The following is a 17,522-nucleotide window of genomic DNA, read 5'->3' on the forward strand; positions in this document are numbered from 1 at the left end:
GGCGGTTTTTTAATATCAAAACACAAGAGTAGCTTACACGGCTTATAGGCTTAACCTGTCAGCCTTAAACCCCTCCTCCCCCCGACTACCCACCAATATCCGTAAAGAAGGCTTTCATGTTTTTTCTAGCAACTAGCAGGGGCCAAAGGCTCCGTTTTAGCCAGAGGCGAAGCCTCAATCTAGCCACTGCCTTTTAATCTACCCACAGATATAGCTTGAAAATGCTGTGAATAACTATTGGATAACCCACTAAAAGCCACTAGTTAAAGGGCTTTCAGCGAATGCATAAAAACTAATCAGCACTCATCACCTGGATAATTCCCACACTAGTTCAGGGTTGATTTAACTTGATAAAAATAGATAATGAGAATCATTATCATTAAACAGAAGGAACTCTGCTATGTCTGCGCTGACCATAAACGCCTGGCTGGAGAGAGAAAAACCGGTAATCACACTTGTTAGCAGCCTGTCCGGTAATACTATCGCCGAATGGCGCGACTCCGCTGTCGCAACATTGATTGAAGACGGCACTGTAACGCTATCAGAGCTCTGTTCGGACAGCCAGAAAGTACAGCAGCAAACCGCCCACGAACTACTGCTGACAGCCTGCGCTACCAGCCTTTGCGCCCGCCGCGGCAACAACTGTTTCAGTTGCATTACCGGCAGGCTATTAGCAAGCTATATGAGCACAATAACAACACTGCAGTGCGCGGCTGAGACGCCACCACCGATCAAACGAGTGGCTGGCTAACATCCTTAAATTAAGCCTACGGCCGTACGAGCCGGGTCACAGAAACAAAAAAACCCGCAAATGCGGGTTTTTTTAGTTAACCATCAATGATGGCCTGGCAGTTAAGTGAGTCTTATTCTACTGACTCGTCCTGCTCCAGATCACGCATGGTCAGCTTAATACGACCACGAGGATCAACATCCAGAACCTTAACTTTCAGGACGTCATCCATCTTGATGTAATCGGTCACTTTCTCGATACGCTTGTTAGCGATCTGTGAAATGTGAACCAGACCATCTTTACCCGGCAGGATATTGATGAATGCACCAAACTCTTCCAGACGTACAACCTTACCTTCGTAGATCTTACCTACTTCAGCTTCAGCAGTGATCTCTTTAACGCGATCTGTTGCCAGCTTAGCCGCAGCCTTATCAGCTGCGTAGATACGTACCAGACCAGTATCTTCGATATCGATAGTTGCACCGGTCTCTTCAGTCAGTGCACGGATAGTTGCACCACCTTTACCGATGACATCACGGATCTTCTCAGGGTTGATCTCGATAAGGGTCATTGCAGGCGCATTGTCCGGCAGCTCTGGACGAGCATAACCGATAACCTTCGCCATCTCTTTCAGGATGTGAGCACGTGCTTCGTACGCTTGCTCAAGTGCGATATCCATGATCTCTTCGGTAATACCAGTGATCTTGATATCCATCTGCAACGCAGTAATACCTGCTTCAGTACCGGCAACTTTAAAGTCCATGTCACCCAGATGATCTTCGTCACCCAGGATATCGGTCAGTACAGCGAAACGCTCGCCTTCTTTAACCAGACCCATCGCGATACCAGCAACTGGTGCCTTCAGAGGTACACCCGCATCCATCATAGACAGGGAAGCACCACATACGGAAGCCATAGAGCTGGAACCGTTAGATTCAGTGATCTCGGAAACAACACGGATAGTGTACGGGAACTCTTCCTGTGTCGGCAGAACCGCAGCAACACCACGACGCGCCAGACGACCATGACCAATCTCACGACGGCCAGCAGACATCATACGACCCGCTTCACCAACAGAGTATGGAGGGAAGTTGTAGTGCAGCATGAATGGATCACGACGCTCGCCTTCCAGCGCATCGATGATCTGCTGATCACGTGCTGTACCCAGAGTACAAGTCACAACAGACTGAGTTTCACCACGGGTAAACAGAGAAGAACCGTGAGTACCGGTCAGTACGTCGATCTCAACTTCGATTGGACGGACAGTCTTGCCGTCACGGCCGTCGATACGTGGCTGACCATCAACGATACGACCACGTACAATTTCTTTTTCCAGTGAGCTGAAGATACCGGAAACTTCATCCGCAGAAGGCTGGCCTTCTTCTTCGCCACACAATTCTTCGGCGGCTTGCGTCTTCAGAGCGCTCAGAGCAGCCTGACGCTGCATCTTATCAGCAGTCTGGTAAGCATCAGCGATACCTGCGCCCGCGACACCACGAACCTGTTCGATCAGCGCTTCGTTCTTCTCAGCAGGATTCCACTCCCACTTCTCTTTGCCCGCTTCAGCAGTCAGTTCGTTGATCGCATTGATCACTACCTGCATCTCTTCGTGAGCATAAACAACCGCACCCAGCATCTCGTCTTCAGACAGCTCCTGAGCTTCAGATTCAACCATCAGAACCGCATCGGAGGTACCGGCAACAACCATGTCCAGCATGGAGCCTTCCAGCTCTTCAAACGTTGGGTTCAGGAAGTAACCCTGCTCTTCGGTGTAACCAACACGTGCGCCACCGATAGGACCCTGGAACGGGATACCGGAGATAGACAGTGCAGCAGAAGTACCGATCATTGCTGCGATATCCGGATCATTCACCTTATCAGCAGACATTACGGTACAGATAACCTGTACTTCGTTCATGTAACCTTTCGGGAACAGAGGGCGGATCGGGCGATCGATCAGACGAGAAGTCAGTGTTTCCTTCTCAGAAGGACGCGCTTCACGCTTGAAGAAACCACCCGGGATACGACCGACTGAGTAGTACTTCTGCTGGTAGTGTACAGACAGCGGGAAAAAGTCCTGACCTGGACGGCCTTTTTTAGCGCCTACGACGGTACACAGAACCTGTACACCAGCCATAGTAACCAGTACAGCACCAGTTGCCTGGCGAGCAACGCGTCCGGTTTCCAGAGTTACTTCATGTTTACCGAACTGAAATGTTTTAGTAATTGCTTGTGGCACGATGTAATTCCTTACTTAATGCAAAACAAAAAAATACCTGTATCACGCAACATCGGCCTCTTTTAGCCAGTACTCTGCTGAACTCTTCTGTCGAATTCGTGTATTAAACTTACCAAAGCTCACCAGAGTACAGGCTGGTTGATGTTTAACGTTTTACAGACCTCGGTTTTTTTTCGAGCTTATAAAAAGAACCGGGGTCATCAAAGATGACCCCGGAACATTATCTTAGCGACGCAGACCCAGACGAGCAATCAGCTCTACGTAACGGGTAACGTTTTTCTTCTTCAGGTAGTCCAGCAGCTTACGACGCTGGTTTACCATACGGATCAGACCGCGACGGGAATGGTGGTCGTGGATGTGACCCTTGAAGTGAGACTGCAGACCAACGATGTTGTGAGTCAACAGAGCAACCTGTACTTCCGGAGAACCAGTGTCGCCTTCGCTCTGAGCATAGTCAGCAACGATCTCAGCTTTCTTTTCAGCAGATAATGCCATTTTTAAAACTCCTAATATGAATATGCACACCACTTAGTGGTGGTATTTAAAGTCGCGTTGGACCGAGCATATTTTCAGTACAACGTCAGATTGCCGGTGCCGCCTAAGCCACACCAGCAAATTCAATATCCGGTTATTGGGTACTCATCAGGCGACGTGGCAGCAACTGCCCACTTTCACTGATCTCACCAATGCCGAGAAACCGCTCACTGGCCGCATCAATGATACGCACCAACGGCTGTGCAGGACACTCACCAGGTGAAAAGTCCAGCACTACACTCTGACCAAAGCAGAGTGTCCGGGTCTGTGCTTCATCCAGCAACAATTCAGGTGCGGATTCAACAGGACTCCAGGGCGGCAATAATAACTCATCCAGACGCATTTGTATGCTTTCAGGACTCGCCTCACTACCCATATCGGCGACAAGTTGCTCAAGATCAGCAAGAGGCATCATCGCTTCTGCTTTGTAAGGCCCCGAATCGAGGCGGCGCAGCATCTGCACATGGGCTCCGCAACCGAGCATTTCGCCCATATCCTGCACTATCGAGCGGATATAGGTACCTTTACTGCAGCGAATATCAAGGTCTACCTCGTCACCACGGAAATCCAGCACCTGAATCTCGTAAACCGTGATCTGGCGACTCTTAACTTCAACTTCGATACCCTGGCGCGCCAGCTTATACAGCGGCTGACCATTATGCTTTAGGGCAGAAAACATGGATGGGACCTGAGTGATCAGGCCGGTAAACTGACTTTGCAGCAGCTGATCGATCTGCTCCAGACTGAGATCGTCCGGTACTGGACGCTCTTCAACAACCTGCCCGTCAGCATCACTGGTATCGGTACGCTGCCCCAGCTTAGCCGTGGTCAGGTAGCGCTTATCAGCGTCCAACAGAAATTGAGAAAACTTGGTGGCTTCGCCAAAGCATAGCGGCAACATACCGGTAGCCAGTGGATCCAACGCACCGGTATGACCTGCTTTAGCAGCACCATAGATTCGTTTAACTATTTGCAGTGCCCGGTTCGACGATATCCCACCCGGCTTATCGAGTAGGAAGATACCGTTGACCGACCGGCCTTTTGCCCGTCTAGCCAATGGTTATTCTCCGTCTTGCGGATCAGTAGCAGCACCGTCTTCAGGCCCGCGCCCCTGATCTTCCCGGGTAGCTTTGAAGATCAGGTCATTGAGACGACGACCCCGATCAACGCTCTCATCGAAATGAAAACGAAGTTGCGGCATAACCCGTAACTTTACTTTCTTCGATAACTGCCCCCGCAGGAAGCCTGCCGCGCTATTAAGAACCTTAAGGGATTCTTTAATAGCACCGGCCTGATCATCTTGTTTACCCATCGCCATAACAGTCACGTAGACATCGGCATAGCCGAGATCTTTAGCTATTTTTACATAGCTGATAGTGACCATACCGAGGCGAGGATCTTTAATTTCACGCTGAACCAGCTGGGCCAGGTCCTTCTGGACCTGGTCAGCTATTCGTTGTGTACGACTGAATTCTCTTGCCATGATATCTCGTAATTACCGCTTACAACGTTCGCTTAACTTCAACAGTGTCGAAGACTTCGATCTGGTCGCCGACTTTAACATCGTTGTAGTTCTTCACGCCGATACCACATTCCATACCCTGGCGAACTTCAGCGACATTGTCTTTAAAGCGACGCAGAGATTCCAGCTCACCTTCATAGATAACCACGTTTTCACGCAGTACCCGGATACGTTTGTTACGGAACACAGTACCTTCAGTCACCATACAACCGGCAACCGCACCGATCTTAGGTGCACGGAAGACATCACGTACTTCAGCAATACCAACAATCTCTTCTTTGAACTCAGGAGACAACAGACCCGTCATCGCCATCTTCACATCATCGATGATGTCGTAGATAACGCTGTAATAACGCAGTTCAATCTCTTCACGCTCAACGATCGCACGCGCCTGAGCATCAGCCCGGACATTAAAGCCGATCATGATAGAGCTGGAAGCCAGTGCCAGGTTAGCATCGGTTTCTGCGATACCACCCACACCACCGGATACGATATTAACCTTAACTTCATCGGTGCTCAGGTCGCCCAGAGAACCTATCAACGCTTCAAGTGAACCACGTACGTCGGTCTTCAGGATAATGTTAAGTGTCTTAACATCGCCGGCCTGCATGTTCTCAAACAGGTTCTCCAGCTTCGCCTGCTGCTGACGCTGTAGTTTAACCTCACGGTATTTACCCTGACGGAACAAGGCAACTTCACGTGCCTTCTTCTCGTTAGAGACTACAGTGAACTCATCACCCGCACCTGGCGTTCCATCCAGCCCCAGGATCTCAACCGGGATAGAAGGACCAGCATTCTTAACCGGCTTACCGTTCTCATCCAGCATGGCACGAACTCGACCATACTGCAGACCAGCCAGAACAATATCACCCTGATTCAGGGTACCGTTCTGAACCAACAGCGTTGCAACCGGACCGCGGCCTTTATCAAGACGGGATTCTACAACAACACCCTTACCTGGAGATTCAGGTACAGCGGTCAGCTCCAACAACTCGGCCTGCAGCAGCACTGCATCAAGCAATGCGTCTACACCTTCGCCGGTTTTAGCTGAGACATTGACAAACTGTACATCGCCACCCCAATCCTCAGGGATTACATCACGCTGTGCCAGCTCGTTTTTAACACGATCAGGATCGGCTTCTTCTTTATCGATCTTGTTGACAGCGATTACCAGAGGCACTCCCGCTGAGCGAGCATGGTTCACTGCTTCTTCGGTCTGCGGCATTACACCATCATCCGCGGCAACAACCAGGATAACGATATCTGTCAGCTGTGCACCACGCGCACGCATCGCCGTAAAGGCTGCGTGTCCCGGCGTATCAAGGAAGCTGACCATACCGTGACCGGTTTCAACATGATAAGCACCGATATGCTGCGTAATACCACCGGATTCACCGGAAGCAACACGGGTTTCACGAATATAATCGAGCAGCGATGTTTTACCGTGGTCAACGTGACCCATTACAGTAACAACCGGTGCACGACCAACCTGCTCACCAACAACATCTTCACTACCGGCGCTTTCGATCAGCTGATCTTCAACAGTGTTTTCCTGCATAGGTACTGCAGTATGACCCATCTCTTCAACTACCAGTGTTGCAGTATCCTGATCGATGACGGAGTTGATAGTTGCCATAGCACCCATCTTAAACATCACTTTAATCAGGTCCGCAGCCTTAACCGACATTTTCTTGGCCAGTTCAGCAACCGTAATCGACTCAGGAATCGCAACTTCATGAATTACCGGAGCAGTTGGCTTCTCGAATGCCTGAGTTGTAGCACTGGTCATTACCGGCTTACGGGAAGGCTTACCGCCACGGCGATTACCACCGTCACGACCACCACCCTTGCGAGATAGTTTCTTGTTACCGCGGCCCGCAGCTGGCTTATCCTGGCTACGGAAATTCTTCTCACGCTTAGCCTTATCAGCTGCAGGTTTAGCCGCCGCAGGCGCACCTGCAGGCTTAGCGCCCGATGGTGCCCCCGCTGGCTTAGCTTTAGCAGCAGGCTTCGCGGCACCAGGCCGTGCTGGTGCTTTAGGCTTCGCAGCCGGTGCAGCATCACGTTTAGCTTTTGCTTTAGCTTCGGCTTCAGCCTTTAAACGTGTCTCTTCACGCTGCTTTGTCTGAGCAGCTTCCAGGTCGGAATCACGACGTGAGCGCTCGTCCTTCTCAGCCGTACGAACAGCATCATCCTGCTGTTTTGTATTATCCGCTTCATCGCGCTTAACGTAGGTACGTTTTTTACGTACTTCTACGTTGATCATTTTCTTGCCGGAAGCACCAGCAACTTTAATCTGACTGGTGGTCTTACGCTTCAGCGTAATTTTCTTCGGCTCGCCTGCTGCTTTTTCACCGTGGCTACGCTTCAGGTGATCCAGCAATTTCTGACGCTCATCTTCGCTTACGGAAGCGCTTGTGTTCTTACCTGAAATGCCGGCTTCCTTCATCTGCGAAAGCAAACGATCAACGGGAACGCCAACTACTTCGGCAAGCTGTTTTACTGTGACTTCTGCCATCTGGGTTATTCTCCTCCGTTGACCTTACTCTTCGTCCGCAAACCATGGTGCGCGAGCAGTCATAATTAATTCAGCGGCTTTCTTTTCATCAAGCTCTTCAATATCCAGCAGGTCATCAACACCCTGCTCAGCCAGATCTTCCATCGTTACAATGCCTTTGCTGGCAAGAACAAATGCCAGGTGACGTTCCATACCGTCCATTTCCAGCAGATCTTGTGCAGGCTCTGCGTTGTCCAGTACTTCTTCATCCGCAATTGCAAGATTTAGCAGAGCATCTTTAGCACGAGTGCGTAGCTCTTCAACGATATCTTCGTCAAAACCTTCAATTTCCAGCATCTCGTCTACAGGTACGTATGCAACCTCTTCCAGAGAGGTAAAGCCTTCGTCAACCAGTACCTCTGCGACATCGTCGTCAACATCAAGGTGCTTAACAAAAACTTCCAGAATTGAACCGGCTTCGGACTGCTGTTTCTCAGTCGCTTCGTCTTCAGTCATGACATTGAGCTTCCAACCAGTCAATTCAGACGCCAGACGAACATTCTGACCGCTACGACCAATCGCCATCGCCAGATTTTCCTGAGCGACAGCAACATCCATCGAACGGGTTTCTTCATCAACAACGATAGAAGCCACTTCAGCAGGAGACATCGCATTGATAACCAGCTGCGCCGGATTGTCATCCCACAGAATGATATCAACACGCTCGCCACCAAGCTCATTGGAAACAGCCTGCACTCGGGCACCACGCATACCCACGCAGGCGCCAACAGGATCTATACGACCATCGTTGGTTTTAACAGCGATCTTAGCGCGGGAACCAGGATCCCGGGCTGCGGCACGGATATCGATAACCTCTTCAGAGATCTCCGGAACTTCGATATGGAACAGCTCGACCAGCATTTCTGAGCAGGAACGGCTCAAAATAAGCTGCGGTCCGCGACCCTCTGTACGAATTTCTAACAGTACCGCACGGATACGATCACCCATACGGAATGTCTCACGCGGTAACAACTGATCGCGCGGCAAAACCGCTTCGGCATTATTACCCAGATCAACAATAATATTATCGCGGGTCACTTTCTTAACTGAACCAGAGATCAGCTCACCCAGGCGATCACTATACAAAGCGACAACTTTAGCGCGTTCAGCTTCACGTACTTTCTGTACAATTACCTGCTTCGCAGTTTGTGCAGCAATACGCCCGAACTTAACCGACTCAACCTGCTCTTCGTGAACATCGCCCGGCTGCAGGCTGGTATCGATCTCTTCAGCTTCCTGCATGGTCAGCTCAGTACCCAACAGTGGCACTTCTTCATTGCTGACAACATTCCAGCTACGATAAGTTTCATAGCCTCCTGTTTCACGGTCGATTACGACACGAATTTCTGCATCTTCGTCGTAACGTTTCTTGGTCGCGGTTGCCAGCGCCAATTCAATCGCCTCAAAGATCACCTCTTTAGAGACATCTTTCTCGTTAGAAACCGCTTCTGCAACCAGTAGAATTTCTTTATTCATCAACTGCCCCAACCTAAAAATTCAATTCTTTTTATGCTCTCAGAACTGAGGAACAATGTTTGCCTTCTCGATATGATCGATAGGCAACAGGTATTCATCCTGATCCACGATCAATACAATATCTTCATCTTCAATACCGCTGAGCACGCCTTTAAAATTGCGACGCCCATCAAACGGCATGCGCAGCTTAAGCTGTACAACATGACCAACATAAGCTTTATACTGCTCGAGTGTGAACAACGGACGATCCATTCCCGGAGAGGAAACTTCAAGGGTGTACTCACCACTGATAGGATCTTCTACATCCAGCACACCGCTTACCTGACGGCTTACTTTGGCACAATCTTCAACATCGATCCCGGCTTCGGCATCGATATAGATACGCAACATGCTATGGCGTCCTTGAGACAACATCTCAAAGCCCCAGAACTGATAACCCAGTGCTACCACTGAAGGCTCAATCAACTCTTGTAACTGATTCATTTTTGCTGACACGCAAAACCTCTAAATACGCTTGCTCTGCAAACAAAAAATGGGTCAAAGACCCATTTCCACATACAGCCTTACCAGGCCGCAAGTACGAAAAAGCCCCTAAAAAGGGGCCAATCAACGTACTTCTTGATCGACAATCTCAAGCCTGCCTATAAAACATGACAGCTGACTGAAATTGGTAGCGGGGGTCAGACTTAACTGACAACCTTCCCCGGCGGTTATAAAAAACTCAACCCGAAGCTGTCTTTTTATATACCTGAAAGAGTACGTTCTTATTACTCTTGAACTTCTGAAAAGTGGTAGCGGGGGCCAGATTTGAACTGACGACCTTCGGGTTATGAGCCCGACGAGCTACCAGGCTGCTCCACCCCGCATCAGAATTCGGCGAGAATTATACTCTCACCTTGCCAGCAATACAATGACTGCCGAACTTTGAATTAGTACCAATAACATCCCGGAGATACTAACCGGCCAGTAACAGCGATCAATTGGACTGTACAGCAACGCCAGCTACTGCTGATCAACGTGGGACAAAGCCCCATCAAGGAATAAAAAAAGCGCCCTGACAGGACGCTTTTTAAATATGGTGCCGAAGGCGGGACTTGAACCCGCACGACCATTAGGTCACCACCCCCTCAAGATGGCGTGTCTACCAATTCCACCACTTCGGCAAAAACTTTATTACTCTGCTGGAGGTACGTCAGCATCACCCGCAGGTAATGACTGTTCTTCCAACACTGGCAACTCTTCCTGAGCCTGACTAGAAGCACTTTCGATCAACTCTGCCGCAGGTACGCCTGCATCAGTGACCGATGTCGCTTTATCTTTAGCAAATACCGCCAGGACAAAACTTGTAACAAACAAGCCTACTGCCAGGACTGCAGTCATCCGCCCCAGGAAGGAACCACTACCCTGACTACCAAATACTGTCTGAGATGCACCAGCACCAAATGAAGCACCAGCTTCAGCGCCTTTACCCTGCTGTAACAAAACCAGAGCAATGATACCGGCAGCCAGCAAAACGTGTATAGCAAGAACCAGAGTTTCCATCTATTTTTCCACTTACTTACGACTATCTGCAGCAGCTGCGCAGATTGTCAAAAATTCATCAGCTTTTAATGATGCGCCACCAATCAGGCCGCCATCAATATCAGTTTGAGCCAGAAGCTCAGCCGCGTTACCAGCATTCATACTACCGCCATATAAGATCGATAGCTGTTCAGCAATAACTTCATCGTTCTGCGCCAACTGCTTACGAATAGCAGCATGGACTTCCTGGGCTTGTTCTGGTGTCGCAGTAAGACCCGTTCCAATTGCCCAAACCGGCTCATAAGCGATAACAGCATCGCTCAGACCGTTAATGCCAACCCGATCAATAACCGCAGCAACCTGAGCACCAACCACCTCGATTGTCTGCCCGGCTTCGCGCTGTCCCAGGGTTTCACCGACACAAAGAACAGGTACTATACCTGCCTCTTTCGCAGCAGCAAACTTCTCTGCAACTAACAGATCGGTCTCACCAAACAGACTGCGGCGTTCAGAGTGCCCCAGAATTACGTATTCACAACCCAGATCCTGCAGCATCGCCAGTGAATTTTCACCAGTAAATGCCCCTTTAGGCTGCTCGCATACATTCTGCGCACCTACAGAGATCGGCGCAGAGCCAAGCCACTGTTTCACCTGTGAAATATAGACCGCAGGTGGACATACCAGCGTAATGACGCCAGCACTATCTTTAGCGCCCGCAGTCAATCCAGCCAGCAAGTCTCTGATCGACTCACTGGTACCGTTCATTTTCCAGTTACCGGCAACTATCGTCTTACGCATGGAGTTCTCTCTGAGTAAAGCGGCGCACATAGTACCCAGTTTAAAAATAAGTTACAAGCAGACTGAGCCCCTAAGAGCAAAATAAGCCGCACTTATTTAATTACGCTCTCGACAGTTTGCGCTAAGTCCTGAGCCAATCCACTAACCCAATCGGCATCATCGCCTTCCACCATAACCCGAACCAATGGTTCAGTCCCGGAAGGGCGCAACAAGACCCGCCCCCGATCGCCTAATCTCTTTTCAATATCTGCAATCGCAGCCTGCACCTCAGGCAAACCAACCACGTCTTTCTTCTCAGTCAGACGGACATTGATCATTGTTTGCGGCATTTTATTCATCGCCAGCTTCAGAGCATGCAAAGACAGATCATTTTCTGCCATCGCCTTCAATACCTGCAAGGCCGCAACAACACCATCGCCAGTTGAAGTCAGATGACGACACACCAGATGACCGGAAGACTCACCACCCAGATACCAATCCTTTTCAGCCAGACCCGCCATCACATAACGATCACCAACATTAGCCCGCATAAACGGTATACCAGCCTGCTTAAACCCTTGCTCAAGGCCAAAGTTACTCATCAAAGTACCGACGACCCCACCACGCAGTCGGCCCTGGCGCTTCAGCTCCATGGCGATAATAAACAACAGTTCATCACCATCAACCTCTTCCCCCTTGTGATCGACCATAATAACCCGATCACCATCACCATCCAGAGCTATACCCAGATCAGCCTGTTCAGCGGTTACTACTTTCTGCAGCAGCCTGGTTGAGGTTGCACCGCAGTCCTCATTGATGTTTATTCCATCCGGCGAGGATGCAATCTCAATCACCTCCGCGCCTAATTCTGCGAATACTTTCGGTGCTATATGATAGGTCGCACCATTGGCACAATCGACCGCGATCTTCATGCCACGCAGGCTCATATCGCTGGACACCGTACCTTTACAAAATTCGATATAGCGACCGGCAGCATCATCAATTCGCCGAGCCTTGCCCAGCTCGGCGGATTCAACCGTGGTCATCGCCATATCCATCTGAGCTTCTATCGCGTGCTCAATTTCATCGGGCAGCTTAGTACCCTGTTCGGAGAAAAACTTGATGCCGTTATCATAAAACGGGTTATGAGAGGCACTGATAACAATACCAGCATTACAATGGAAGGTACGGGTCAGGTAAGCGATTGCCGGCGTTGGCATCGGCCCGAGCAATAGCACATCAACCCCTGCAGCAGCCAGGCCAGCCTCAAGGGCGGACTCAAACATATAGCCAGAAATACGGGTATCTTTTCCGATTATTATTTTACTGCGCCCTTCGCGGGCAAAAACCTTACCTGCAGCCCAGCCCAACTTAAGCATAAAGTCAGGCGTAATTGGTGCTGTACCAACCTTACCGCGAATACCATCTGTACCAAAATAACGCTTACTCATTACGATTCCTGTTTTTTCATCATAAAAAGATCCATGCGATCAAGCTTTATTCACTAAAGCTTCATTCATTACGGCTTCGCACATCCGTACAACGTCCACTGTTTCTCTAACATCATGCACCCGAAAGACTGCTGCCCGCTTCATCATCCCGATAGCAACTGTTGCCAATCCACCGGCAAGCCTTTGATCCACCGGCCGGTTCAGCACGTGATCTATCATACTCTTACGGGAAGTCCCCAGCAGCAATGGCAAATTTAAACTATGCAACTGGTCCAGTTGATTCAGCAACCGCAGATTATGCTCCAGACTCTTACCAAACCCAAACCCGGGATCAAGCAGAATCTGATTCCGAGCGATCCCTGCATCCATGCAGAGGCGGGTTCGTTGCTGCAAGAAGTCCGCCACCTCGTCAAGAACATCAGCGTACTCTGGGGCATCCTGCATCGTCGCAGGATTCCCTTTCATGTGCATAAGACAGACCGGCAATCCTGTTGCCGCCGCTGCCGCAACAGCACCCGGCTTGCTCAACGCACGCACATCATTAATCAACCCGGCGCCTAAACTGGCTGCTTCAGTAATTATCTCAGGAGAACTTGTATCGACGGAAATAACCACATCGACTTCAGCATTCAGTCGCTCAACGACGGGAAGCACACGATCCTTCTCTTCCTGCAAAGAAACCGGTGATGCACCGGGCCGGGTTGATTCCCCCCCTATATCAACAATACTGGCTCCATTAGCCACCATTTCTGCAGCCCGGGCTATGGCACCATCCACCGAAAGCCGCTGCGCCTGATACAAACTTCCGCCATCAGAAAATGAATCCGGCGTCACATTGAGAATCCCCATCACCTGAGGCCGGGTCAGATCCAACACTCTCTGGCCGAATTTAAAAGCAGTAAGGCCCGCCATATCATCTCCAGCAACGATACGTTATAAATGCAAAAAGGCCAGCCACCGGGGCCAGCCTTTAGTTTTCAATTACATCCTAGCAATTACAACCTGGTTTCAGTGTATATTCTGATCCGGTGCATCCGCGCCTGGTTCATCTGACTCACCTGAACGAGAATCATCTGAAGGCGACTCATCTGAACGCGATTCGTCAGACTGTTCTGGTTTAGCTTTTGCCTCTTCAGGCTTAGCTGAACTCTCGCTTTCATCCCAACCATCTGGCACAGTAACAGGCTTGCGGTCCATCAACTCATCGATCTGCGCACTATCAATGGTTTCAAATTTCATCAGAGCCTGAGTCATCGTTTCCAAGATATCCCGGTTATCTTCCAGCATCTGATACGCTTTAGCGTAACACTCATCGATTATACGACGAGTTTCGGCATCGATCTTACGCTGGATTTCTTCCGACATCCCCTTGTTTGGCTGACCATAACCACGGTTAAACGGATCCTGTTCTTCATCATCATATAACAGTGGACCCAGCTCATCACTCAAGCCCCAACGCGCCACCATATTCCGCGCCAGACTAGTCGCCCGCTGAATATCATTAGACGCGCCTGTGGTAACACCATCTTTGCCGAGCGTCATCTCTTCAGCAATACGACCGCCATACAGACTGCAGATATTCGCAATCAGCATTTTACGGCTGTGGCTGTAACGATCCTCTTCCGGCAGAAACATAGTCACACCCAAAGCTCGGCCACGAGGAATTATCGAAACTTTATATACCGGATCATGCTCGGGCATCAGACGCCCGACAATCGCATGTCCCGATTCGTGATAAGCCGTATTCAAGCGCTCTTCATAGGACATAACCATCGATTTACGCTCGGCGCCCATCATGATTTTGTCTTTAGCCCTCTCAAACTGCTCCATTCCCACTGTACGCTTAGTGGCACGAGCAGCAAACAGGGCTGCTTCGTTAACCAGGTTAGCCAAGTCTGCGCCAGAGAAACCAGGAGTACCACGGGCAATCAGATCCGGCTTAACATCATCACCGAGTGGTACTTTTCGCATATGTACTTTAAGAATCTGCTCACGACCGCGAATGTCAGGAAGACCGACATGCACCTGTCGGTCAAATCGACCTGGACGCAACAGTGCCGGATCCAGAACGTCAGGCCGGTTAGTCGCAGCAATCACGATCACGCCTTCAGTACCTTCAAAACCATCCATCTCAACCAGCAACTGGTTCAGAGTCTGCTCTCGCTCGTCATTACCGCCACCCATGCCAACACCACGGTGACGACCCACGGCATCAATCTCATCGATAAATATGATACAAGGCGCATTCTTCTTCGCCTGTTCGAACATATCCCGAACCCGGGATGCACCAACGCCGACAAACATCTCAACGAAATCGGAGCCTGAAATAGTAAAGAAAGGTACTTTGGCTTCACCGGCGATCGCCTTGGCAAGCAACGTTTTACCGGTACCCGGATTACCCGACATCAATACGCCACGGGGGATATGACCACCCAGACGCTGAAATTTACCGGGATCACGGAGATAATCAACCAGCTCTTTTACCTCTTCCTTTGCTTCTTCAACACCAGCAACGTCATCAAAGGTAGTTTTAATCTGGTCCTGCCCCATCATTCGGGCTTTTGACTTACCAAAGGACATTGGTCCGCCCTTACCGCCACCACCGCCCTGCATCTGGCGCATAAAGAACATGAAGATTGCCAGAATAATGAGTATAGGGAAGCTGGCAACCAGCAACTGAGTCCAGACGCTCTGTTTCTCAGGCTGTTTACCTTCGATGATTACATTGTGATTATAAAGATCTTCAACCAGCTTAGGGTCCTGCAGCGCAGGCCGAACCGTCTCGAAGCGTTCGCCATTCAGACGCACACCTTCAATGGTATAGCCATCGATGATCACTTTACTGACACGATCACTCTTAACTTCTGAAATAAACTCAGAATAGTTCAGCGACTGAGAACTGGTCTCGCCATTAAAATTATTGAATACGGTCAACAACACTGCCGCTATTACCAGCCACAGGACCAGATTCTTTGCCATATCGTTCAAAGGTAAACCCTCTGTTTGCTCAGATTTGTGTCAGTCAGTTATTCCAACTGCCTAAAACTACAGTAGTTAGATTATATTGGCCACATTATGGCCGGAAATTTCTACCCACCAGATAAACCTCACGGGATCTGGGCCGGGACGATTCCGGCTTACGGGTATACACACGGTCAAAACTATTACGTGCATCATTCATATACTGATCAAAGCCTTCACCCTGGAAAACTTTAGCGACAAAATCGCCACCCGGACGTAATACCTGACGGGCCATATCCAACGCCAGCTCAACCAGATACATAGCAGCGGGCTGATCAACCGCACTCATACCACTCATATTGGGGGCCATATCTGAAATTACAAGGTCTGCCAGCTGATCGCCAAGCGTTTCGAGAATTTCGTTCAACACCGACTCTTCAGTGAAGTCCCCCTGTACGAACTGAACACCGGGCAAAGGATCCATCGGCAATATATCAGAAGACACCACCCGACCATTATCCCCGACCAGCTCAGCCGCTATCTGAGACCATCCTCCAGGCGCTGCACCAAGGTCAACCAGCGTCATCCCCGGCTTAATCAGCTTATCCTTCTCATTCAGCTCGACCAGCTTAAAACTGGCACGAGAGCGATAACCAAGCTCTTTTGCTTTTTTGACATACTGATCATCAAAGTGTTCCTGCAACCATCGCCCGCTGCTTTTTGATCTTGCCACCTAAAGACACCCTTCAGATTATGAGCCAACGCTACTTTATATGGCGTAACTCAGGTAAAATTACATTTATCTTATTATCTGCGGCCTATGGCGCGCACTATTTCAAAGGCTAAGTATTTTAGTATGAGCTTAACCCCTACGCAAAAGAAGCAGTTCCGTTCTATCGGTCACAAGCTGAACCCGATCATCACTATTGCCGGAAACGGCCTTAGTGAAAACATTCTACTGGAAGCCGATCGCGCCCTGGAAGACCACGAACTGATCAAAGTAAAGTTCGCTGTCGGCGACCGCACTATTAAGAAACAACTGATTCAGGAGATGAGCCAGATTGTCGAAGCGGTAATCGTACAAGAGATCGGCAACGTCGCCCTGCTCTATCGTGCAGCACAGAAGCCTAATCCAAAACTATCTAACCTGCTGCGCTAATCACCTCAGGTTAGATCCATAGCACCAGAAAAGTTCCGTCAAACGAACCTGGCAACTATGAGTACAAGCTTTATATTATAAAAAAACCGCCATCGGCGGTTTTTTTTGCTCGCAGCTATCAGATATGATGTACCTGATCAACTTCATACTCAACACCACCGCCAGGAGTCTGCACTACAACCACATCCCCCTCTTCCTTACCGATAAGCGCCCGGGCAATTGGCGAACTGATAGAGATTTTACCACTTTTGATATCTGCCTCGTCATCTCCCACGATCTGGTAACGTACAGTACCATCGGTATCCAGGTTGATGATCTCAACCGTAGTACCGAAGATAACCTTACCAGTATGTGGAATCTGCGTAACATCAATCACCTGAGCGGAGCCAAGCTTACCTTCCAGCTCCTGAATCCGCCCTTCGATAAACCCCTGCTGCTCGCGCGCAGCGTGGTATTCAGCATTCTCTTTCAGATCTCCGTGCTCTCGAGCTTCAGCAATAGAAGCGATCACCGTAGGACGCTGGACAGTTTTCAGGTCGTCCAGTTCATCACGCAGTGATTTTTCACCCTTCACGGTCATAGGGAATTTTTGCAT

The 17,522-nt window shown here is 49.7% G+C and carries 16 protein-coding genes and 2 tRNA genes; 2 read left to right on the forward strand and 16 right to left on the reverse strand.

What is annotated here, in order from left to right; translation table 11 throughout:
* The first annotated feature begins 400 nt into the window (after positions 1-400).
* Positions 401-751, forward strand: coding sequence for a hypothetical protein (locus ACQUQM_RS17145; RefSeq protein WP_432471095.1), 351 nt, complete (start codon positions 401-403; stop codon positions 749-751).
* 112 nt (positions 752-863) lie between these two features.
* Here the strand turns inward: ACQUQM_RS17145 and pnp are convergent, their stop codons facing one another.
* From pnp to rlmE, 15 genes are all read right to left on the reverse strand, one after another.
* Positions 864-2,969 carry a polyribonucleotide nucleotidyltransferase gene (gene pnp, locus ACQUQM_RS17150; protein WP_432471096.1) on the reverse strand — a complete coding sequence of 702 codons (2,106 nt, stop codon included), beginning with the start codon at positions 2,967-2,969 and terminating at the stop codon, positions 864-866.
* Between the two features lie 225 nt (positions 2,970-3,194).
* Complete coding sequence (rpsO, locus tag ACQUQM_RS17155) at positions 3,195-3,464, reverse strand: 30S ribosomal protein S15 (protein ID WP_432471097.1); 270 nt, start codon at positions 3,462-3,464, stop codon at positions 3,195-3,197.
* Positions 3,465-3,597: 133 nt separating this feature from the next.
* Positions 3,598-4,560, reverse strand: a complete 963-nt coding sequence (gene truB, locus ACQUQM_RS17160) for a tRNA pseudouridine(55) synthase TruB (protein WP_432471098.1) — start codon at positions 4,558-4,560, stop codon at positions 3,598-3,600.
* 3 nt (positions 4,561-4,563) lie between these two features.
* Complete coding sequence (gene rbfA / locus ACQUQM_RS17165; protein WP_432471099.1) at positions 4,564-4,986, reverse strand: 30S ribosome-binding factor RbfA; 423 nt, start codon at positions 4,984-4,986, stop codon at positions 4,564-4,566.
* Between the two features lie 19 nt (positions 4,987-5,005).
* On the reverse strand, positions 5,006-7,543 hold the full coding sequence (infB, locus tag ACQUQM_RS17170) for a translation initiation factor IF-2 (protein WP_432471100.1): 2,538 nt from the start codon (positions 7,541-7,543) through the stop codon (positions 5,006-5,008).
* 24 nt (positions 7,544-7,567) lie between these two features.
* Positions 7,568-9,058 (reverse strand): transcription termination factor NusA, encoded by a 1,491-nt coding sequence (gene nusA, locus ACQUQM_RS17175; protein WP_432471101.1) that lies wholly within the window; start codon positions 9,056-9,058, stop codon positions 7,568-7,570.
* A 39-nt stretch (positions 9,059-9,097) separates the two neighbouring features.
* The gene (gene rimP, locus ACQUQM_RS17180) at positions 9,098-9,553 is read right to left on the reverse strand and encodes a ribosome maturation factor RimP (protein ID WP_432471102.1); all 456 of its coding nucleotides are present in this window, start codon (positions 9,551-9,553) and stop codon (positions 9,098-9,100) included.
* Positions 9,554-9,847: 294 nt separating this feature from the next.
* Positions 9,848-9,924, reverse strand: a tRNA-Met gene (locus tag ACQUQM_RS17185).
* Between the two features lie 210 nt (positions 9,925-10,134).
* Positions 10,135-10,221 (reverse strand) — tRNA-Leu (locus ACQUQM_RS17190).
* Between the two features lie 10 nt (positions 10,222-10,231).
* Positions 10,232-10,600 carry a preprotein translocase subunit SecG gene (gene secG, locus ACQUQM_RS17195; protein WP_432471103.1) on the reverse strand — a complete coding sequence of 123 codons (369 nt, stop codon included), beginning with the start codon at positions 10,598-10,600 and terminating at the stop codon, positions 10,232-10,234.
* 12 nt (positions 10,601-10,612) lie between these two features.
* Positions 10,613-11,377, reverse strand: a complete 765-nt coding sequence (gene tpiA, locus ACQUQM_RS17200; protein WP_432471104.1) for a triose-phosphate isomerase — start codon at positions 11,375-11,377, stop codon at positions 10,613-10,615.
* 92 nt (positions 11,378-11,469) lie between these two features.
* Positions 11,470-12,807, reverse strand: coding sequence for a phosphoglucosamine mutase (gene glmM, locus ACQUQM_RS17205; protein ID WP_432471105.1), 1,338 nt, complete (start codon positions 12,805-12,807; stop codon positions 11,470-11,472).
* 39 nt (positions 12,808-12,846) lie between these two features.
* Positions 12,847-13,719 (reverse strand): dihydropteroate synthase, encoded by an 873-nt coding sequence (gene folP / locus ACQUQM_RS17210; protein WP_432471106.1) that lies wholly within the window; start codon positions 13,717-13,719, stop codon positions 12,847-12,849.
* A gap of 96 nt (positions 13,720-13,815) precedes the next feature.
* Positions 13,816-15,786: an ATP-dependent zinc metalloprotease FtsH gene (ftsH, locus tag ACQUQM_RS17215; RefSeq protein ID WP_432474842.1), complete on the reverse strand. Its 1,971-nt coding sequence runs from the start codon at positions 15,784-15,786 to the stop codon at positions 13,816-13,818.
* A gap of 94 nt (positions 15,787-15,880) precedes the next feature.
* A complete protein-coding gene (rlmE, locus tag ACQUQM_RS17220) occupies positions 15,881-16,501 on the reverse strand; it encodes a 23S rRNA (uridine(2552)-2'-O)-methyltransferase RlmE (protein WP_432471107.1) in 621 nt (206 codons plus the stop codon).
* Between the two features lie 123 nt (positions 16,502-16,624).
* Between rlmE and ACQUQM_RS17225 the strand changes: the two genes are divergently transcribed.
* Positions 16,625-16,927, forward strand: coding sequence for a YhbY family RNA-binding protein (locus tag ACQUQM_RS17225; RefSeq protein WP_432471108.1), 303 nt, complete (start codon positions 16,625-16,627; stop codon positions 16,925-16,927).
* Positions 16,928-17,045: 118 nt separating this feature from the next.
* Here the strand turns inward: ACQUQM_RS17225 and greA are convergent, their stop codons facing one another.
* Positions 17,046-17,522 carry a transcription elongation factor GreA gene (gene greA / locus ACQUQM_RS17230; RefSeq protein WP_432471109.1) on the reverse strand — a complete coding sequence of 159 codons (477 nt, stop codon included), beginning with the start codon at positions 17,520-17,522 and terminating at the stop codon, positions 17,046-17,048.

Source organism: Amphritea sp. HPY, assembly GCF_050870985.1.
Lineage (GTDB): Bacteria > Pseudomonadota > Gammaproteobacteria > Pseudomonadales > Balneatricaceae > Amphritea.